We start from the raw sequence: 17479 nt of genomic DNA on the forward strand, positions 1-17479 counted from the left end.
GCCGCGCCGGATGTCCTACGAGCCATTCACCCCTGCGAACAGCTCCGTGCGGCGGAGGTCTTCCTGGGACGACGAGCCCGCCTGGAACCAGCAGCAGCAGTGGCCGCAGCAGGACCCGTGGCCGCAGCAGCAGTACCAGTATCAGGAGCCGCAGTACCAACAGCAGTATCAGCAGCAGTACCAGCAGTGGTCGGCCCCGGAGCCGCCGCGTACTACGAAAAATCAGGAAAAGTCCAAGAAAGGGCGGCCGCTGATCATCGGGCTGGTCGCCGCGCTCCTGCTCGTCTCCGGCTGGCAGGCGTTCCGCGTGGAAAGCATGATCAAGGCCAGCACGGACCTGGCCTCGGCGGTCACCGCGGAGCAGGGCAAGACCCAGGACCTGGAGAAGCAGCTGGCCACGGTCTTCGACCCGGAGGGCATCTCCTCGGCGGTCATTCCCAGCGTCTTCCGCGTCCGGGCCGGCGACTTCACCGGCACCGCCTTCGCGATCGGGCAGGCCGACGACGGCCGGACCCACCTGTTCACCAACTACCACGTGGTCGAGGGGATCTTCACCGACGGCGACAAGCAGGTCTCGCTGGAGCGCGGCAACACCCGCATCCAGGCCCGGATCATCAAGGTCAACGAGGAGAAGGACCTGGCGCTGCTGCGCGCCGAGAAGGAGATCAAGGCCCTGGCCCCGGCTCCCGGTGACGTGAAGCCCGGCCAGCAGGTGGTGGTCGTCGGCGCGCCGCTCGGCCTGGACGACACGGTGACCACGGGCGTGATCAGCGCGTACCGGCCGGACGACGCGGCCGGCCCGACGATTCAGTTCGACGCGCCGATCAACCCCGGCAACTCGGGCGGCCCGGTGGTCAACGCCAGCAGGCAGGTGGTCGGCATCGCGACGGCCAAGGCCCGTGACGCCGAGGGGATCGGCCTGGCCATCCCGATCGAGACGGCCTGCGACGAGCTCGACGTCTGCGGCAAGAACTAGATCTCTAGCCCGCCGGGGCGCGGTGGCGGTCCGAGAGAGAGGCGACCCCGGGCGGCGGCAGGCCCGCGGTGGAGGAGAGCATCGCGCACCAGCCGCGCAGGTGCGCGGCGAAGTCGCCGGAGGTCGGCGTCCAGGAGGCGCGGACCTCCAGGTCGGCGGTGGGCACCGGGCCGGCCAGCTCGCCGAACCGGGTCGAGGCCGTCTGCGTGACCGTGCCGCCGATCGCGGTGTACGCGGCAGCGTGCTGATCCAGCCCGTCGGTGAGCCAGGTCCAGGCGACCGCGGGCAGCAGCGGGTCGGTGGCCAGATCCGCCTCCAGCTCCGCGGTGACCAGCGTGACCAGGCGCAGGTCGCCGCGCCACGCCTCGTGACCGGCGGGCTCGTGCAGCAGGATCAGCCGGCCGCTCGCCACCTCGTCGCCGCCGCGCAGGACGGTGGCACTGAGCGCGAACGCATACGGCGCGAGCCGCTGGGGCGGGGTGATCTCCTCGAGGAGGATCTCCGGCCGCGGCGAGTCCGCGCGTAACCCGGCGACGGCGCGGGTGAACGCCTCGGGGGCAGCGGAGGGGGACGCCATGGTGGAAGCGTATGCCGATCTACCGACTGCGAAGGGTCGGCGCGCCGCCGGGGCCGTTCACTCACGTGTCACCATGGCTCGGTGACCGTTCTCGAGGAATCCCCCTTTGTCCGGGCGTGTCGTGGCCTGTCCGTGCCGCACACGCCGGTCTGGTTCATGCGGCAGGCAGGCCGTTCGCTGCCGGAGTACCGCAAGATCCGTGAGGGGATCGGCATGCTGGACTCGTGCCGGCGGCCCGATCTGGTCACCGAGATCACACTGCAGCCCGTGCGCCGGCACGGTGTGGACGCCGCGATCCTGTTCAGCGACATCGTGGTGCCGATCGCGGCGGCCGGCATCGATCTGGACATCGTTGCGGGCACCGGGCCGGTGGTGGCCGAGCCGGTGCGGGCGGAGAGCGACCTGGAGCGGCTGCGGCCGATCACTCCGGCCGATGTGGACTTCGTCGCCGAGGCGGTGAAGCTGCTGGTGGGCGAGCTCGGCGACACACCGCTGATCGGGTTCGCGGGCGCGCCGTTCACGCTGGCCAGCTATCTGATCGAGGGCGGTCCGTCCCGGACCTATCTCAAGACCAAGGCCATGATGTACGGGTCACCCGAGCTCTGGCACGCCCTGTTGTCCCGCCTCGCCGACATCACGCTGACGTTCTTGCGTACGCAGGTGGACGCCGGTGTGAGCGCGGTGCAGCTGTTCGACTCGTGGGCCGGCGCGCTGTCCGAGGCGGACTACCGGACCTATGTGATGCCGCACTCGGCCACGGTTCTGCGGGGGCTCAGCGGCGCCGGGGTGCCGCGGATCCACTTCGGTGTCGGGACGGCCGTCCTGCTGGAGGCCATGGGTGAGGCGGGCGCGGATGTGGTGGGCGTCGACTGGCGTACCCCGCTGGACATCGCCACCCGGCGGATCGGGCCGGACCGCGCGGTGCAGGGCAACCTGGACCCGGCCATCCTCTTCGCCGGCTGGGACGTGGTGGAGCGTGAGGCCCGCCGGGTCCTGGAGCAGGGCCGGAGCGCGCCGGGTCACGTCTTCAACCTCGGGCACGGCGTGATGCCCGAGACCGACCCGGACATCCTGACCCGCCTGGTAGCGCTGGTGCACGAGGTGAGCGCGCGCTGATCCGGCGCGGATCACAGTGCACGACCCCGGTGGATGAGGGCGGGGGAGACCTGGGAGTGTGAGGGGCGTGCGGAAGCGGATCGCGGTCATCGGCGGTGGCATCGCCGGGCTGGCGGCTGCCGTGCGGCTGCGGGACCGCGCCCCCGCGGACACCGACATCATCGTGTACGAGCAGGGCGGCGCTCTCGGCGGCAAGCTGCGCACCGGCGAGCTGGCCGGCCTGCCGGTCGAGCAGGGCGCCGAGTCGTTCCTGTTCGGTGCCCCGGACGGCGGCGAGTCCGCGGCGGTGACGCTGGCCCGGCGGCTCGGTCTCGGCGACACGCTGGTGCATCCGGCGGCCCGGCCGGCCGCGCTGGCGATCGGCGGCGAGCTTCGCAGGATCCCGGCCGGGACCCTGGTCGGCGTGCCCGGCGATCTGTCCTCGCTGGACGGCGTGGCGCTGCCGGAGTCCGGCGCGGACCGCGACGAGGGCCGCCCGCTGCTGGCACCGGGCGAGGACGTCGCGGTCGGCGAGCTGGTCCGCTCCCGGTACGGCGATCAGGTGGTGGACCGTCTGGTCGACCCGATGCTCGGCGGTGTCTACGCGGGCCGCGCCGACCAGCTGTCCCTGCGGGTCACGATGCCGCAACTGGCGCGCACGGCGGAGACCGAGCACACCCTGCGGGACGCGGTCCGTGCGGCTCAGGCCCGGTCGCGGCGCACTCCCGGGCAGCCCGTCTTCGCGGCGGTCGGCGGCGGGATGAGCCGTCTGGTGGCGGCCGCCGCGTCGGCGAGCGGCGCCCGGATCAGCCTGGGACTGCCGGTGCGTGAGCTTTCGCGTACCCCGCATGGTTGGCATTTGACCCTCGGCCCGGCGCCGATGCCGCAGACCGATGATGTGGACGCCGTGATCCTGGCGGTTCCGGCGAAGCCGGCCGCAAGGCTGTTGTCCGACGTGGCGCCGGAGGCGGCGCAGGCGGTGGCCGCGCTGGATTACGCGAGTGTGGCGCTGGCAGCGATGGCCCTGCCCCCGGGCACCGCGTTGCCCGACCTCTCCGGTTTCCTGGTCCCACCCGGCGAGGGCACCCTGGTCAAGGCCGCGACGTTCTTCACCGTCAAGTGGCCGCACCTGACCGGCCCGAACGACCCGGTGATCGTCCGCGCCTCGCTCGGCCGGGCCGGTGAGCAGGAGCGTCTGCAGCTCAGTGACCCGGCGCTGCTCGCCCGCGCGCACGCCGAGCTGAGCGATCTCGCTGGGGTGAAGCTGCCGGAGCCGGACGCGTTCTGGATCCAGCGGTGGGGTGGTGGCCTGCCGCAGTACGCGCCGGGTCACGCCGACCGGATGGTGACGGCACGGGCCGCTCTGCCGCCGGGGCTGGCGCTGGCCGGTGCGGCGGTCGACGGTGTCGGCATCCCGGTGTGCGTGGCCAGTGGGGAACGGGCGGCGGATGATGTCTGCGAGTACCTGGAGGAAGCATGAGCGAGCAGTCCAACGCGGCGCGGATCAACGAGCTGAACGCGACGATCCGGTACACGATGTGGTCGGTGTTCCGGCTCTCGACGCCGCTGCCGGCGCTGCGTGACGAGCTGGCCGGTGAGGTCGACGCGCTCTTCGAGCAGCTCGCCGGTAAGGACGTGACGATCCGTGGCACGTACGACGTGTCCGGGCTGCGCGCGGACGCCGACGTGATGATCTGGTGGCACTCGGCGTCGCCGGACGCGCTGCAGGACGCGTACGGTCTCTTCCGCCGCACCGGTCTGGGCCGGCACCTGGAGCCGGTCTGGTCGCAGATGGCGCTGCACCGGCCGGCCGAGTTCAACCGCAGCCACCTGCCGGCGTTCCTGGCCGGTGAGGACCCCCGGGCCTACATCTGCGTCTACCCGTTCGTCCGCTCCTACGAGTGGTACCTGCTGCCCGACGCCGAGCGCCGCCAGCTGCTGGCCGAGCACGGGCAGATGGCCCGGCCGTACCCGGACGTGCGGGCCAACACGGTCGCCTCGTTCGCGCTCGGCGATTACGAGTGGATGCTGGCCTTCGAGGCCGACGAGCTGCACCGCATCGTCGACCTGATGCGTGACCTGCGTGCCTCGGGCGCGCGGCGGCACGTACGCGAGGAGGTCCCCTTCTACACCGGCCGCCGCCGGTCGATCACCGAGATCGTGGCGAACCTTCCTTAGGGCCGGCTCATCGGCACGTGGGGGATGCCGTCCTCCAGGTACTCCGGCCCGGTCTGTTCGAAGCCGAAGCGCGCGTAGTAGTCCTTGAGGTGCGCCTGGGCGTGGAGCACGCTGGGCCGGTTGCCGATGACGGTCAGCGCCTCGGTGATCAGCTTCCCGGCCAGGCCGTTGCCGCGGGCGTCCTTCTCCGTGACGACGCGGCCGATCCGTTCGGTCCCGTTTTCGTTGATTACGCGGAGATATGCCCGGACTGATCCGTCTCGTTCGAACCAGATGTGCCGGGTTCCGGGCTCCAGGTCCCGTCCGTCCATGTCCGGGTAGACACAGTCCTGCTCGACCACGAAGACGTCGGAACGCAGCTTGAGGATGCCGTAGAGCGTTGTCGTGTCGAGGTCGCGGAACGAGGCGACTCGCAGCTCGTCGTGCGGTTCCGGGTGCATCGACACAAGATACGCGGCGTGTCCTCACCTCTGCGCCGGTCCTGCCGTTATAGGGATTGAGGGCCAGCATCCGTGGAGGACGCATGATCAAGCGAAGCAAGCTGTTCGGTAGCAAGACCCGGGTGACGTTCAGCCTGCCGGCCGACGTGCCGGCCGGCGCCGTGAGCGTGGTCGGCGACTTCAACGGCTGGGAGCCGGGGAAGCACGAGCTGCAGCCGCGCAAGAACGGCACGCGGACCGTGAGCGTCCCGCTGGAGCCGGGTCACTACGCCTTCCGGTACCTGGCGACCGACGGCGTCTGGTTCGACGACGACGAGGCCGACGCGGTCGGCCCGCGAGGCAGTGAACTCCGCCTATAAGCGTTTCATGAGCTTCTTTCAGGAGATTTGCTTGATCCACCAGCAGATCTCCGGGGAGGCATCGTGGCGGACGTCAAGCTCTCGATCATCTATTACTCGTCGACCGGGACCGTGCACGGCATGGCGGAACGGCTGCGGGAAGCGGGGGAGAAGGCCGGAGCAGAGGTACGCCTCCGTCAGGTCGCCGAGCTCGCTCCCGCCGAGGCGATCGCGTCGAACGCGGCGTGGAGCCAGCATTTCGACCGCACCAAGAACGAGCCCCGCGCGACCGCCGACGACGTGGTCTGGGCCGATGCCGTGCTGTTCGGCACGCCCACCCGGTACGGCAACGTGACGAGCCAGCTCAAGCAGTTCCTCGACACGCTCGGACCGCAGTGGGCGCAGGGCCAGCTGGCCAACAAGGCGTACGCCGGGTTCACCGCGTCGATGACCGAGCACGGCGGCCAGGAGTCGACGTTGCTCGCGCTCTACAACACGATCTACCACTTCGGTGGCGTCGTGGTGGCTCCCGGGTACACCGATCCGCTGAAGTTCGCCGACGGCAACCCGTACGGGGTGTCGCACGTCACCGGTGGCAGCAACGACGGTCCGCTGACCGAGGTGCAGTTCGCGGCGCTCGACCACCTGGCCCGCCGGATCGTCTCGATCGCCGGGCGGCTGCGCGCCTGAGCCCCGACTGGGCGCTAACGTTTCGGCCATGGCCGTCGACACCCAGTACGAAGACCTGCTCCGGCGGGTCCTTTCCAGCGGCACGCCGAAGAGCGACCGCACCGGGACCGGCACGCGGTCGCTCTTCGGGGAGCGCCTGCGCTACGACCTGTCCCAAGGGTTTCCGCTGATCACCACGAAGCGGGTGCACTTCAAGTCCCTTGCGGTCGAGCTGCTGTGGTTCCTGCGTGGCGACACGAATGTCTCCTGGCTCCGGGAGCAGGGTGTGACCATCTGGGACGAGTGGGCGTCGCCCACCGGTGAGCTGGGTCCGGTCTACGGCCACCAGTGGCGGTCGTGGCCCACGGATCGAGGTCCGGTCGACCAGATCTCCGAGGTGCTGGAGACGCTGCGGCGTGATCCCGACTCGCGCCGGATGATCGTGTCGGCCTGGAATGTCTCAGACATTCCGGACATGGCGCTGGCGCCGTGCCACGCGCTGTTCCAGTTCTACGTTGCCGACGGGCGGCTCTCCTGCCAGCTCTATCAGCGCAGCGCGGATCTGTTCCTCGGGGTGCCGTTCAACATCGCCAGCTACGCGCTGCTGACCCGGTTGGTGGCGGCGCAGGTCGGGCTCGCGCCGGGTGACTTCATCTGGGTGGGCGGGGACTGCCACATCTACAACAACCACGTCGAGCAGGTCACCGAGCAGATCGGGCGGGAGGCGTACGAGTTCTGTGAACTGGAGATCGCGCCCCGGCGGAGCCTGTTCGAATACGAGTACGGCGACTTCACCGTGGTGAACTACCGGCACCATCCGGCGCTGAAGGCGCCCGTCGCGGTATGAGTGTGCACATGATCTGGGCGCAGGCCCGGAACGGGGTGATCGGCGCGGGCAACACGATTCCCTGGCACGTTCCGGGTGAACAGCGCCTGTTCAAGGAACGCACCATGGGTGCCACGGTGGTGATGGGCCGGGCCACGTGGGACTCGTTGCCGGAGCGGTTCCGGCCGCTTCCCGGGCGGCGCAACGTGGTGCTCACCCGGGACCCGGAGTGGCGATCAGCCGGAGCGGTGGTTGCGCACTCCCCCGAAGAGGTCGACGAAGACGACTTCTGGGTGATGGGTGGTAGTGCCGTTTACCAGGCATTCTTGCCTCGTGCGGCACACCTGGTCCGGACGACCATAGACTTCGATGTGGAGGGTGATAGACATGCACCGGACCTCGGTCCGGAGTGGGTCGTGTCGGCCTCCACCGGGTGGCTCACCGTGGCGGACGGGCGGCGCTATGTGGTCGAGGATCTGGTGCGGCGTATTGCACAGGGAGGCGCAACCCAGTATTAGCGGGCGGTCTGTATCCTTCACGACCATTGGGCCGGCGAAGAACGTTCGCATTTACGTGGGGTGCCCAATTCAGGCCTTCTACTGGGGGACAGGAACATGCGGCGTGACTTCGCGCTGAGCGCTCTGACCTTGTCAGTTGTGACACCCATGTACAACGAGCGTGAAGCCGTGGACCACTTCGTGGCTCGTCTCCGCCCGGTCCTGGACGGGCTCGGCGTCAGTTACGAGGTCGTGGCGGTCGACGACGGCAGCAGGGACGAGACCGTCGCCCGCGTGCTCGAGCTGCGCAAGGACTGGCCGCAGCTGCGCCTCGTGAAGCTGCGCCGCAACGTCGGTCACCAGTCCGCGCTCGCCGCCGGCCTCCGCTCGGCCCGCGGCGACTACGTGGTCAGCATCGACGCCGACCTGCAGGACCCGCCCGAGGTCATCGGCGAGATGCTGGCCAAGGCCCGCGACGAGGACCTCGACGTGGTGTACGGCGTACGCAACGACCGCACCACCGACACCGCATTCAAGCGCAGCACCGCGGGCGCCTACTACTGGCTGATGCGTAAGCTGGTCGGCCCCTGGGTCAGCGGCCAGGCCGGGGACTTCCGCCTGATGAGCCGCCCCGTGGTGGACACGCTCAACGACCTGCCCGAGCAGCAGCCGGTCTACCGCCTCGTGGTGCCGTCGCTCGGCTTCCCCAGCGGCGAGGTCGGCTACGTGCGCGCCGAGCGGGTCGCCGGCGAGACCAAGTACCCGCTCACCAAGATGATCAAGCTGAGCGTGGACAGCGTCACCGGCTTCTCGGCGGCGCCCCTCAAGGTCGCCACCTGGCTCGGCCTGATCACCTTCATGGTCTGCCTCGGCCTGATCGTCAGCGGCATCGGCGCCTGGGCGTTCGGCGTGACCGTGCCCGGCTGGACCTCGCTTTACATCGCCGTGCTGCTGCTCGGCGCGGTGCAGCTGATCTGCCTGGGCCTGCTCGGTGAGTACGTGGGACGCATCTACGCGGCGACCCAGCGCCGGCCAAGGTTCCTGATCGCGTTCGACACCGACCAGGAGGAGCCAGTGATCAACCGGAACGGCTCCGAGACCGTGCCGACCGAATTGGTCACCCACGGCTGATGGTGACCGACCTGGCCGAGCACACTCAAGTCGAGAACGAGACCACCACCCCGAGCGGCCGGCGGCGCCCGCCGTCCGCCGGCTGGCTCGCACTGATCTTCACGCTCGCCGTCATCTACGTGGTGATGCGCTACTACGGCGTCTCCGACCGCGACCAGGCCATGTTCGCGGTGTACTCGCTCGGCTGCGTGACCCTGCCCGGCACCCTGATCTGGCGCGCCCTGCAGAGGCAGGCCGGCTACCTGCCGTTCGACGTGGCCTTCGGGACGACCGCCGGCTTCGTCATCGAGCTGCCGGTCTACCTGGTCGCGCGGGCGGCGGGTGTGCCGCTCGCGGTGCTGGCCTGGCCGATCGCCACGATCGTCGCCTTTACCGCGGTGCCGGCCCTGCGCCGGTTCTGGCGCGGCAGCGGCGAACGGCTGCCGCTCGGCACGTCATGGACGGCCGCGCTCGGCATCTCCTTCACGATGTGGACCGCCGGGTTCGCGATCTTCCGCTACAACTCGCTGGACGAGCCGAACTCGGCCACCATGCACATGGACTTCCCGTTCCAGTTCGCCCTGGTCGGAGTCTTCAAGCACGACGTGCCGGTGAACACGCCCTGGCTGTACGGAACGGAACTGCTCTACCACTGGTACGCGTACGCGCACGGCGCAGCGGCCAGCTGGATCACCGGCATCGAACCGCAGGTCATGATCATGCGGCTCATGCCGGTGCCGATCTTCGCCGCGTTCCTGGTGCTCGTCCTGGCGCTGGTGCACCGGATCACCGGACGCTGGTGGCCGGGCAACCTGGCGGTGCCGCTGATGCTGTTCGGCACCGTGACACTGCCGTTCGTGTGGACCGGCCGGCCGATGGACCCGCTGTACTTCCTGGACAACCTGTGGGTCAGCGCCTCACAGACGTTCGCCGCCCTGTTCTGCGTCGCGGTCGTCTATCTGCTGTGCGACTTGTTCCGCGCCTCCCCGGGCGAGTTGCGGCGTCCCGTACCCTGGCTGGTTCTGATCGCCCTGGTGGGCGCACTCGCCGGCGCCAAGGCCACCTTCCTGCCCATGCTCATCTGCGGCCTCGGCCTGGTGATGGCCGTCCGGGTGGTGCTGCGCCGCAAGCGTCCCGGCCGTGAGGTCTTCGCGCTGCTGATCTGCCTGGCCTGGATGGCCTTCGCGCAGGTCGTGCTCTTCGGGTCCGGCTCGCAGGGCACCGAGGTCAACCCGTTCCAGACGGTCAAGTACACGGTGCTCGGCAAGGCCGTGATGGGTCCGCAGACGGCAGCCAACCCGTGGAAGCCGATCCTGGTGCTGACCGGTGTCGCCGTGATCGCCGTGCTGCTCGGCTGGGCCGGCATGGTCGGCCTGCTGCGCCGGAGGTTCCGCAACGACCCGATCGTGCAGCTGATGTTCGGCTTCGCCCTGTCCGGGCTGGGCGCGCTCTACGCCCTGGCCCACCCGGGGCTGAGCCAGTCCTACTTCGGGCGCTCGGCGGCGCCGTACTTCGGCATTCTCGCCGCGGTCGGCATGTCCGCCCTGCTGCCGCCCGGCAAACGACCGCCGCGCAGGTTCTTCGTGCTCAGCGGCGCCGGGATCGTGGCGAGCGCGGTGCTGCTGGTCGTGGTGCGGCAGACACTGGGCAAGAAACCGCCGGCCGACCCGCTGGACAGCTGGACCCTGGCGCACGCGATCAAGCCGTACGTCGTGCTGTTCGCGGCGCTGGCCGCCCTCACGCTGGTGGTCGCGCTGGCGGGACGGTTCCTGCGGCTGGGCCGGCTGCAGATCCTCGCCGCCATGGCGCTCACCGTGGCGACCATCGCGGTCGCCAGCGGCGTGGCGAACTGCAGGCCGCTCTGGGACCGGCTCGTCTCCGGCGAGTCCCAGCGCGACATCGTGCTGCCGGGCAACGTGTTCGCGATGCCGCCCGGTGCGATCGCCGCCTCCCGGTGGCTGCGCGATCACTCGGATCCGCGCGACCTGGTGGCCACGAACAGCCACTGCCGTACCGGTTACGGATTCTGTGACAGCCGGGACTTCTGGCTCGCCGCGTTCTCGGAGCGGCAGGTGATCATCGAGGGCTGGAGTTACACCGAGCCGTCCCTCGCCGGCGGTGGCCTCTGGGACCGCACGCTTTACCGCAGCAAGTTCTGGGACCCGGCGCTGCTGACCGCCAACGATCAGGTCTTCACCGACCCGACGGCGGAGCGGGTCACCGCGTTCACCCGCGAGCACAACGTCCGGTGGCTCGTGGCGGTCAGCCCGACGCCCATTCCCGACCCGCTCCGCGGGGGTGCGACCTCGGCCAGCCCGGAGCTGGCCCGATATGCCACCGAGCGGTTCAAGGCCGGGAACGTGACGGTTTACGAGGTTCCCGCTACTTAGGGTCGAGCCTGATCGACAGGCTGTTCACACAGTGCCGCGTGTTCTTCGGGGTGAAACCCTCGCCCCGGAACACGTGGCCCAGGTGCGAGTCGCAGCGCGCGCACCTGATCTCGGTGCGGACCATCCCGTGGCCGCGGTCCTCGATCTCCTTGACCGCACCCGGGATCGCGTCGTCGAACGACGGCCAGCCGCAGTGCGAGTCGAACTTGGTGTCACTGGGGTAGAGCTGGGCGCCGCAGGCGCGGCAGTTGTACATGCCCTCGGTCTTGGTGTCCACGTACTCCCCGCTGAACGGGGCCTCGGTGCCCGCCTCCCGGAGCACCCGGAACTCGGCCGGGCTCAGGCGGATCCGCCACTCGTCCTCGGTGGTGGGGATAGGTCCAGTGGGCAGGGTCGACTCATCGGTTGCCATGCCTCAACGGTACGTCGCACGCCCGGTGCGCCGGAGCCGGTGGCCGGCCCGTTGGACCATCCATGGAAGGTGCATCCCCGGCGACGTTCCGGCCCACCTGGCAGCAGGTGCTCGGCCACGGTCTGTACCTCGGCGCGCTGAGCGCCGTGGCGAGTGTCACGGCGGGGGTGATCGTGGAGCTCGCCTGGCCGCGGGCGGGCGGCCCGCCGGAGTGGATGTGGCCGCTGCTGATGATGGCGCCGCTGCTGCTGGGCGCGGCGCTGGGCCTGGTGGCCGGGCGGCGGACCGGGATCGTGGTGGAGGCGGACGGCATCCGTACCCCTTCGGGTGTCACCGATTGGGACAGCGTTGTCGACCTGCGGGCGGAGCGCCGGGGTCGCCGGAACGTGGTCTCCGTCTACCTCGATTCGGGCGCCAGTGTGCAACTGCACGCTCCGTACAGCGGGGGACTCTTCGCAGCTGACCCGCAGTTCGAGCGCAAAGTGTTCGCTCTGTCTCATTTGTGGCGGAGTCACCGTTTTGGTGGTCTTCCGAGTTGAAGACCCGCCGGGGGATGTTTTCGGGTAAATCGGGCAATTACCGTTAAGCTCCCGTGCGACCATGGAACCGTACCTTCAGCAACAGAACGGATACTCCTCATGAGCTTCTCGCGTCGGTTGGCCGCTGGACTGCCCGCGGCCGGCGTCACTGTCTTCGCTGCTCTGGCCTTCGGATCACCCGCCACGGCAGCTTTCGCCGGCTCGCCCGCCACGGCAGCGTTCGCCGGCTCGCCCGTCACGGCAGCTGAGCCGGTCGTCGCGGCCGGGCACCCGGCGGTCATGACCAGCCCGGCACCGACCGGGGATGTTCGTGGCGACGCCGGTTACACCGGTGACGTGGCCGAGGTGCCGGCCACGACTCCCGCGGACACGACCCCGACTCGCGGCCGTCCCGGTTACGGCGAGACGACCCCGCCCACCACCAGCCCCACCACCACGCCTCCGGGCACCACGCCGGCGACCACCAGCCCGACGCCGTCCGGCCCGGTCGGTGTGGCATCCGCGTCGGTGACGCCGGGCGTCGCCACGACCACCCAGCCGGCCGGCGTGTCCGGCGGTGCACTGCCGCTCACCGGTGCGCCGCTCACCGGCACCCTGGTCGCCGGTGGCCTGATGATCGCCGCCGGCACCGCCGCGGTGGTCTACACCCGCCGCCGTCGCAACGCCTGATCGTTTTCGTCCGTGGGAAGGCCGTCCGGATCTCCGGGCGGCCTTCGGCCGTTCCGGGGCCTATGGTCGTTGTCATGCCGAAAGCCGCAGCGGAAGAATTCGAGATCGCCGGCCACACCGTGCGCCTGTCCAGCCCCGACAAGATCATGTTTCCGGCCAAGGGCTACACCAAGCGGGACGTCTTCGAGTACTACCGGTCGGTCGGCGACGGCATCCTCCGCGCGCTGCGCGACCGGCCCACCACGCTGCAGCGCTTCCCGGACGGGATCGAGGGCGAGGCCTTCTTCCAGAAACGCATTCCCACCCGCGGCGTGCCCGATTGGATCAAAACCGCAAAGATCAAATTCCCGAGCATGCGTACGGCGGACGAGCTGTGCCCCGCCGACCTGGCGCACGTCGCCTGGGCCGCGCAGATGGGCACCGTGGTCTTCCACCCCTGGCCGGTACGCGGAGACGCCCCCGACAACCCGGACGAGCTGCGCATCGACCTCGACCCGCAACCCGGCACGGACTTCGGCGACGTGGTGTCCACAGCCGGCGTGGTCAACGAGGTGCTCGCCGACCTGGGCTGGACCGGCTATCCCAAGACGTCCGGCGGGCGCGGCGTGCACGTCTACGTGCGGATCGCGCCGAACTGGTCGTTCATCGAGGTGCGCCGGGCCGCCATCGCGCTCGCCCGCGAGGTGGAACGCCGCAACCCGGACGGCATCACGACCTCCTGGTGGAAGGAGGAGCGCGGCGAGCGGGTGTTCCTCGACTACAACCAGATGGCCCGGGACCGGACGATCACGTGTGCGTACTCGTTGCGCGCCAACGCCCGCGCGACCGTCTCCACGCCGGTGACCTGGGACGAGCTGACCCGGGTGGAGCCGGACGACTTCGATCTGCGTACGGTCCCGTCGCGGTTCGCCTCGGTGGGCGACCCGCACGCCACCATCGACGACGTGGCGCACGACATCACCCCGCTGCTCGAGTGGGTGGAGCGTGACGAGAAAGCCGGACTGGGCGACCTGCCGTACCCGCCGGACCACCCCAAGATGCCCGGCGAGCCACCCCGCGTCCAGCCCAGCCGCAAAAACGCCGCGAACTGGGAAAACAGCGAATGAGCGGCGCTACGTCAAGTCACAGCGCTAGCTTCATGCCCTCGTGGGAGGCCTGGAAGCCGAGTGCGGCGTAAAAGCGCTGTGCCTCGGTGCGGCGCTTGTCGGTGGTCAGCTGGACCACCCGGCAGCCGCGCTCGCGGGCCCGCTCGATCGTCCACCGGATCAGGTCGCCACCGCGACCGCCGCCGCGCTTGTCGGAGCGGATCCGGACCGCCTCGATGAGCAGGCGCTCGGCGCCGCCGCGGCTCAGGCCCGGGATGAACGTGAGCTGGCAGGTCCCGATCACCTCGCCGTCCTCGACCGCGACGACCAGCTCGTTGCGGTCGTCGCTGTCGATCGCCTCGAACGCGCTCTCGATCGCCGCGGGCACCACGACGTGTCCGCGCAGGCGCGAAATGTCGTCGTCCTCCAGGAGAGTGAGGATCGCGGGTACGTCGGAACGGGTCGCGGTGCGGATCTGCATGATCGAAAGCTTGTCACGGCCTGTCGCGCGTTGGTCACCTCGGGCACCATGACCACATGGAAGCGCTGCTCCTGCCGTTCCGGCTCGTCTACCGGGCGGTGTTCTGGCTGGCGAACTCGCCCAAGACGTTGCTCATCGCGTACTCGTTGCTGATCGTGGTGTGCGGGACCCTCTACGACCGATTCGAGCCGGACACCACGTTCGGTGACTCGATCTGGTGGGCCGTCGTCACCGCCTCCACCGTCGGGTACGGCGACATCTCACCCGAGACCTGGCAGGCCCGGCTGATGGCCGGTCTCCTCATCTCGATCATGGTGCTGCTGGTGATTCCGCTGATCACCGCGCATTTCGCCAGCAAGCTGATCGTGGACACCGACGCGTTCCGGCACGAGGAGCAGGAGGAGCTCAAGCTCAATCTGCGCCACGTCCGGGCGCTGCTGGACGAGATGGCCGCCCGTCAGGGCATCAGCGCGCCGGACAGCGCAGGCCCTCCCGAGGCACCTTCAGATCGATGAGGTAGCCGTCCACCGCGTCCCGGATGCAGTCGGTCGTCGGGTACGCGGTGTGTCCCTCGCCCTCCCACGTCAGGACCCGGCCGACACCCAGCATCTTCGCCAGGTCGGCGGTGTTCTCGTACGGCGTGGCGGGGTCGCCGGTCGTGCCGACCACCAGGATGTCCGGCGCGCCGGTCGCCGGGCCGGCCGGGTACGGGTCGCGCTTGCCGGTCCAGTACGAGCAGGGCAGCATGCCGACCGCCAGCGCGGCGCCGAACAGCGGGTACTTCTTGCGCCACTCGCCCTGCAGCCGGCGGATCTCCTCGATGCTCGGCGCGCCCTCGGTGTCCGCGCAGTTCACCGCGAGGTTCGCGTCGAACAGGTTGGTGTAGTCGCCGTTCGGCTTGCGTTCCGTGTATTGATCGGCGAGGTCGAGGATGCCCTTCGCTTCGCCGTTCTGCAGGCCGTCGATCGCCTCGGCCAGGCTGGTCCAGCCGGACTCGGTGTAGAGGGAGGAGATCAGTCCGATGAAGATCCAGCCGGGCGTGGCCTCCCGGCCGTCGTCGCCGCGGACCGGGGAGTTCTCCGCCTTGGCGAGCGCGTCGGTGACGGCGCCGCGGGCGTCCGGCGCGATCGGGCACTTGCCGGGAGTCTCGCCGCACCACTCGGTGAAGTTGGTGAAGGCGCGCTCGAAGCCCTTGGCCTGCGCCTCGGAACCCTGGATGTAGCCCTCGGTGGGGTCAACCGCGCCGTCCAGGACGAGCGCCCGGATGTTCTGCGGGAAGAGCTGGGCGTATGTGGCGCCGAGCAGTGTCCCGTACGAATAACCGAGGTAGGTGAGCTTCGGGTCGCCGACGGCGGCGCGCAGGGCGTCCAGGTCGCGGGCCGCCTGCTCGGTGGAGAAGAACGGGAGCTGGTCGCCGTACTTCGCGGCGCACCCGTCGGCGATCCGCTTCTGCAGGGCGGCGAACTGGTCGAAGTCGGCCTGGCTCACCGGATCCGGGTCGGCGCCGAAGTTCGCGTCCTGGTCCTTGTCGCTGATGCACTTCACCGGGCTGGACCGGCTCACGCCTCGCGGGTCGAACCCGACGATGTCGAACCGGTCGGTGATCTCGGTGGGCAGGCCGCCGAGCGCCTGACCGAACGAGAGATACACCGCGACGTCGACACCGGACCCGCCCGGCCCGCCCGGGTTGAGCAGCAGCGACCCGATCCGGTTCTTCTGCCGCTCGGACCGGATCCGGATCATCTCGATCTCATAGGTCTTGCCGTTGTCCGGCGTGGCCCAGTCCTGCGGCACGGCCACTGTCGCGCACTCGTACGTCATACCGCCGGCGGCCTGTCCGACCAGCTCGCGGGGCACGTCGGGGCACGGTGTCCACTGCGCGGGCGTGCCCACGGCCGAGGCGCTGTCCGACTCGCCGCGCGGCCTGGCCGGCTCGGCGGCGCCGTTCGGCGCGAACGCCGGCAGCGTGCACCCGGCGAGGGTCAGCGTCATCACGGTGAGGAGTCCGGCGACCAGACGGGAGCGACGATCCACCAGAAGACCCTATCCGGTCATCCTGGAAACACCCGTCAGCGGCTGGTGAGCACCTCGGCCAGGTCGAACCGCACCGGACGTTCCAGCTGCTCGTACGTGCAGGTCCGCGGCTCGCGGTCGGGGCGCCAGCGCTCGAACTGGGCGGTGTGCCGGAACCGGATTCCCTCCATGTAGTCGTAACGGACCTCGACGACGCGCTCCGGCCGCAGCGGGGTGAACGACAGGTCCTTGCCGTTGTTCCAGCGGCTGACCTCGTTCTTGCGCGGGGTGCGCTCGCCCTGCATGTGTGCCGCCCAGTCCCACGGGTGACCCTCGAACTCGGTGACCAGCGGCTGCAGCTCCTCGAAGAGCTCCTCGCGCACCTTGATCGGGAAGGAGCCGATCACGCCGACCGAGACCAGCACGTCCCGCTCGTCGTAGAGGCCCAGCAGCAACGATCCGATCCGGTTCTCGGCGGACTTGTGCACGCGGTAGCCGGCCACCACACAGTCGGCGGTCCGCTTGTGCTTGATCTTCGACATCACCCGCTTGTCGGGCTGATACGTCAGGTCGGTGGACTTCGCGATGAGCCCGTCGAGGCCCGCGCCCTCGAACTCCTGGAACCACCGGCGGGCGGTCTCCAGATCGTCGGTCGCGGGTGTCACGTACACCGGAGGTTTTGCGTTCTTGAGAACGTCGACCAGGCGGTCCCGTCGCTCGCTGAAGGGCCGCTCGGTGAGGTCCTCGTCGCCGATGGCCAGCAGATCGAAGGCGACAAAACTCGCCGGGGTCTGCTCGGAGAGCAGCTTGACACGGCTGGCGGCGGGATGGATGCGCTGCTGGAGCGCCTCGAAGTCGAGGGTGTTGCGCTCGGTGTCGGCGACGATCACCTCGCCGTCGATCACCGCCCGCTCCGGGAAGTTCGCCAGGACGGCCTCGACGACCTCGGGAAAGTAGCGGGTCATCGGCTTCTCGTTGCGGCTCCCGATCTCCACCTCGTCCCCGTCGCGGAAGACGATCGACCGGAACCCGTCCCACTTGGGTTCGTAGACCTGGCCGGGCGGGATGTCCGCGATCGGCTTGGCGAGCATCGGCTTGACCGGAGGGTTGAGCGGCAGCTGCATCCGCTCAGTGTGCCCCGAAACTTGATTCACGGAAGCCCTTTACCCGGCCCTTGGGGGAGA

The 17479-nt window shown here is 69.7% G+C and carries 20 protein-coding genes; 14 read left to right on the forward strand and 6 right to left on the reverse strand.

What is annotated here, in order from left to right; all coding sequences use genetic code 11:
* The first annotated feature begins 10 nt into the window (after positions 1-10).
* Positions 11-976, forward strand: coding sequence for a trypsin-like peptidase domain-containing protein (locus tag AB0M02_RS05490; protein ID WP_364221802.1), 966 nt, complete (start codon positions 11-13; stop codon positions 974-976).
* Between the two features lie 4 nt (positions 977-980).
* On the opposite strand, the gene AB0M02_RS05495 is transcribed toward AB0M02_RS05490, so the two are convergent.
* Positions 981-1553: a DUF3000 domain-containing protein gene (locus AB0M02_RS05495; protein ID WP_364221805.1), complete on the reverse strand. Its 573-nt coding sequence runs from the start codon at positions 1551-1553 to the stop codon at positions 981-983.
* An 81-nt stretch (positions 1554-1634) separates the two neighbouring features.
* On the opposite strand from AB0M02_RS05495, the gene hemE reads away from it, so the two are divergent.
* The 3 genes from hemE to hemQ all read left to right on the forward strand — a co-directional run bounded on the left by hemE (position 1635) and on the right by hemQ (position 4826).
* Positions 1635-2669 (forward strand): uroporphyrinogen decarboxylase, encoded by a 1035-nt coding sequence (gene hemE / locus AB0M02_RS05500; protein WP_364221808.1) that lies wholly within the window; start codon positions 1635-1637, stop codon positions 2667-2669.
* Positions 2670-2736: 67 nt separating this feature from the next.
* The gene (hemG, locus tag AB0M02_RS05505) at positions 2737-4128 is read left to right on the forward strand and encodes a protoporphyrinogen oxidase (protein ID WP_364221811.1); all 1392 of its coding nucleotides are present in this window, start codon (positions 2737-2739) and stop codon (positions 4126-4128) included.
* Positions 4125-4826: a hydrogen peroxide-dependent heme synthase gene (hemQ, locus tag AB0M02_RS05510; protein WP_364221814.1), complete on the forward strand. Its 702-nt coding sequence runs from the start codon at positions 4125-4127 to the stop codon at positions 4824-4826. Before hemG ends, hemQ begins: the two co-directional genes overlap by 4 nt.
* Here hemQ and AB0M02_RS05515 read toward each other — a convergent pair.
* Positions 4823-5266, reverse strand: coding sequence for a GNAT family N-acetyltransferase (locus AB0M02_RS05515; protein WP_364221817.1), 444 nt, complete (start codon positions 5264-5266; stop codon positions 4823-4825). The genes hemQ and AB0M02_RS05515 overlap by 4 nt on opposite strands.
* A gap of 83 nt (positions 5267-5349) precedes the next feature.
* Between AB0M02_RS05515 and AB0M02_RS05520 the strand changes: the two genes are divergently transcribed.
* The 6 genes from AB0M02_RS05520 (at position 5350) to AB0M02_RS05545 (ending at position 11096) form a co-directional block, all read left to right on the forward strand.
* Complete coding sequence (locus AB0M02_RS05520; protein ID WP_364221821.1) at positions 5350-5625, forward strand: isoamylase early set domain-containing protein; 276 nt, start codon at positions 5350-5352, stop codon at positions 5623-5625.
* Positions 5626-5688: 63 nt separating this feature from the next.
* Entirely contained in the window at positions 5689-6294 is a 606-nt protein-coding gene (gene wrbA, locus AB0M02_RS05525; RefSeq protein WP_364221824.1) for an NAD(P)H:quinone oxidoreductase, read from the forward strand.
* Between the two features lie 28 nt (positions 6295-6322).
* Positions 6323-7120: a thymidylate synthase gene (locus AB0M02_RS05530; RefSeq protein ID WP_364221827.1), complete on the forward strand. Its 798-nt coding sequence runs from the start codon at positions 6323-6325 to the stop codon at positions 7118-7120.
* Between the two features lie 8 nt (positions 7121-7128).
* Positions 7129-7617 carry a dihydrofolate reductase gene (locus AB0M02_RS05535; protein ID WP_364221830.1) on the forward strand — a complete coding sequence of 163 codons (489 nt, stop codon included), beginning with the start codon at positions 7129-7131 and terminating at the stop codon, positions 7615-7617.
* 96 nt (positions 7618-7713) lie between these two features.
* A complete protein-coding gene (locus AB0M02_RS05540) occupies positions 7714-8727 on the forward strand; it encodes a glycosyltransferase family 2 protein (RefSeq protein ID WP_364221833.1) in 1014 nt (337 codons plus the stop codon).
* Positions 8727-11096 (forward strand): hypothetical protein, encoded by a 2370-nt coding sequence (locus tag AB0M02_RS05545; protein ID WP_364221836.1) that lies wholly within the window; start codon positions 8727-8729, stop codon positions 11094-11096. The genes AB0M02_RS05540 and AB0M02_RS05545 overlap by 1 nt, the downstream gene beginning before the upstream one ends.
* On the opposite strand, the gene msrB is transcribed toward AB0M02_RS05545, so the two are convergent.
* Positions 11089-11508 (reverse strand): peptide-methionine (R)-S-oxide reductase MsrB, encoded by a 420-nt coding sequence (gene msrB / locus AB0M02_RS05550; RefSeq protein ID WP_364221839.1) that lies wholly within the window; start codon positions 11506-11508, stop codon positions 11089-11091. The genes AB0M02_RS05545 and msrB overlap by 8 nt on opposite strands.
* A gap of 62 nt (positions 11509-11570) precedes the next feature.
* Between msrB and AB0M02_RS05555 the strand changes: the two genes are divergently transcribed.
* The 3 genes from AB0M02_RS05555 to ligD all read left to right on the forward strand — a co-directional run bounded on the left by AB0M02_RS05555 (position 11571) and on the right by ligD (position 13822).
* A complete protein-coding gene (locus tag AB0M02_RS05555; RefSeq protein ID WP_364221842.1) occupies positions 11571-12047 on the forward strand; it encodes a hypothetical protein in 477 nt (158 codons plus the stop codon).
* Between the two features lie 99 nt (positions 12048-12146).
* Entirely contained in the window at positions 12147-12716 is a 570-nt protein-coding gene (locus AB0M02_RS05560; RefSeq protein ID WP_364221845.1) for an LPXTG cell wall anchor domain-containing protein, read from the forward strand.
* Positions 12717-12778: 62 nt separating this feature from the next.
* The gene (gene ligD, locus AB0M02_RS05565) at positions 12779-13822 is read left to right on the forward strand and encodes a non-homologous end-joining DNA ligase (protein WP_364221848.1); all 1044 of its coding nucleotides are present in this window, start codon (positions 12779-12781) and stop codon (positions 13820-13822) included.
* A gap of 16 nt (positions 13823-13838) precedes the next feature.
* Here ligD and AB0M02_RS05570 read toward each other — a convergent pair whose 3' ends face one another.
* Entirely contained in the window at positions 13839-14282 is a 444-nt protein-coding gene (locus tag AB0M02_RS05570; RefSeq protein ID WP_364221851.1) for a GNAT family N-acetyltransferase, read from the reverse strand.
* Positions 14283-14338: 56 nt separating this feature from the next.
* Here AB0M02_RS05570 and AB0M02_RS05575 point away from each other — a divergent pair, with 56 nt between their 5' ends.
* The gene (locus AB0M02_RS05575; protein ID WP_364221854.1) at positions 14339-14797 is read left to right on the forward strand and encodes a potassium channel family protein; all 459 of its coding nucleotides are present in this window, start codon (positions 14339-14341) and stop codon (positions 14795-14797) included.
* Here the strand turns inward: AB0M02_RS05575 and AB0M02_RS05580 are convergent.
* Positions 14748-16274 (reverse strand): alpha/beta hydrolase, encoded by a 1527-nt coding sequence (locus AB0M02_RS05580; RefSeq protein WP_364222604.1) that lies wholly within the window; start codon positions 16272-16274, stop codon positions 14748-14750. The genes AB0M02_RS05575 and AB0M02_RS05580 overlap by 50 nt on opposite strands.
* Before the next feature lie 77 nt (positions 16275-16351).
* Positions 16352-17419, reverse strand: coding sequence for an ATP-dependent DNA ligase (locus tag AB0M02_RS05585; protein ID WP_364221857.1), 1068 nt, complete (start codon positions 17417-17419; stop codon positions 16352-16354).
* Positions 17420-17479: the final 60 nt, after the last annotated feature.

Origin of the sequence: Actinoplanes sp. NPDC051861 (assembly GCF_040681145.1) — a bacterium.
GTDB lineage: Bacteria > Actinomycetota > Actinomycetes > Mycobacteriales > Micromonosporaceae > Actinoplanes.

What these genes read in the sequence shown, in the direction of transcription:
- AB0M02_RS05570 (WP_364221851.1), bottom strand. Translation starts at nt 14,282, where the DNA reads ATGCAGATCCGCACCGCGACCCGTTCCGACGTACCCGCGATCCTCACT.
- AB0M02_RS05575 (WP_364221854.1), top strand. Translation starts at nt 14,339, where the DNA reads ATGGAAGCGCTGCTCCTGCCGTTCCGGCTCGTCTACCGGGCGGTGTTC.
- AB0M02_RS05520 (WP_364221821.1), top strand. Translation starts at nt 5,350, where the DNA reads ATGATCAAGCGAAGCAAGCTGTTCGGTAGCAAGACCCGGGTGACGTTC.
- hemQ (WP_364221814.1), top strand. Translation starts at nt 4,125, where the DNA reads ATGAGCGAGCAGTCCAACGCGGCGCGGATCAACGAGCTGAACGCGACG.
- AB0M02_RS05495 (WP_364221805.1), bottom strand. Translation starts at nt 1,553, where the DNA reads ATGGCGTCCCCCTCCGCTGCCCCCGAGGCGTTCACCCGCGCCGTCGCC.
- AB0M02_RS05515 (WP_364221817.1), bottom strand. Translation starts at nt 5,266, where the DNA reads ATGCACCCGGAACCGCACGACGAGCTGCGAGTCGCCTCGTTCCGCGAC.
- AB0M02_RS05490 (WP_364221802.1), top strand. Translation starts at nt 11, where the DNA reads ATGTCCTACGAGCCATTCACCCCTGCGAACAGCTCCGTGCGGCGGAGG.
- AB0M02_RS05540 (WP_364221833.1), top strand. Translation starts at nt 7,714, where the DNA reads ATGCGGCGTGACTTCGCGCTGAGCGCTCTGACCTTGTCAGTTGTGACA.
- AB0M02_RS05545 (WP_364221836.1), top strand. Translation starts at nt 8,727, where the DNA reads ATGGTGACCGACCTGGCCGAGCACACTCAAGTCGAGAACGAGACCACC.
- AB0M02_RS05585 (WP_364221857.1), bottom strand. Translation starts at nt 17,419, where the DNA reads ATGCAGCTGCCGCTCAACCCTCCGGTCAAGCCGATGCTCGCCAAGCCG.
- AB0M02_RS05535 (WP_364221830.1), top strand. Translation starts at nt 7,129, where the DNA reads ATGATCTGGGCGCAGGCCCGGAACGGGGTGATCGGCGCGGGCAACACG.
- AB0M02_RS05530 (WP_364221827.1), top strand. Translation starts at nt 6,323, where the DNA reads ATGGCCGTCGACACCCAGTACGAAGACCTGCTCCGGCGGGTCCTTTCC.
- AB0M02_RS05555 (WP_364221842.1), top strand. Translation starts at nt 11,571, where the DNA reads ATGGAAGGTGCATCCCCGGCGACGTTCCGGCCCACCTGGCAGCAGGTG.
- ligD (WP_364221848.1), top strand. Translation starts at nt 12,779, where the DNA reads ATGGTCGTTGTCATGCCGAAAGCCGCAGCGGAAGAATTCGAGATCGCC.
- AB0M02_RS05580 (WP_364222604.1), bottom strand. Translation starts at nt 16,274, where the DNA reads ATGACGCTGACCCTCGCCGGGTGCACGCTGCCGGCGTTCGCGCCGAAC.
- AB0M02_RS05560 (WP_364221845.1), top strand. Translation starts at nt 12,147, where the DNA reads ATGAGCTTCTCGCGTCGGTTGGCCGCTGGACTGCCCGCGGCCGGCGTC.
- msrB (WP_364221839.1), bottom strand. Translation starts at nt 11,508, where the DNA reads ATGGCAACCGATGAGTCGACCCTGCCCACTGGACCTATCCCCACCACC.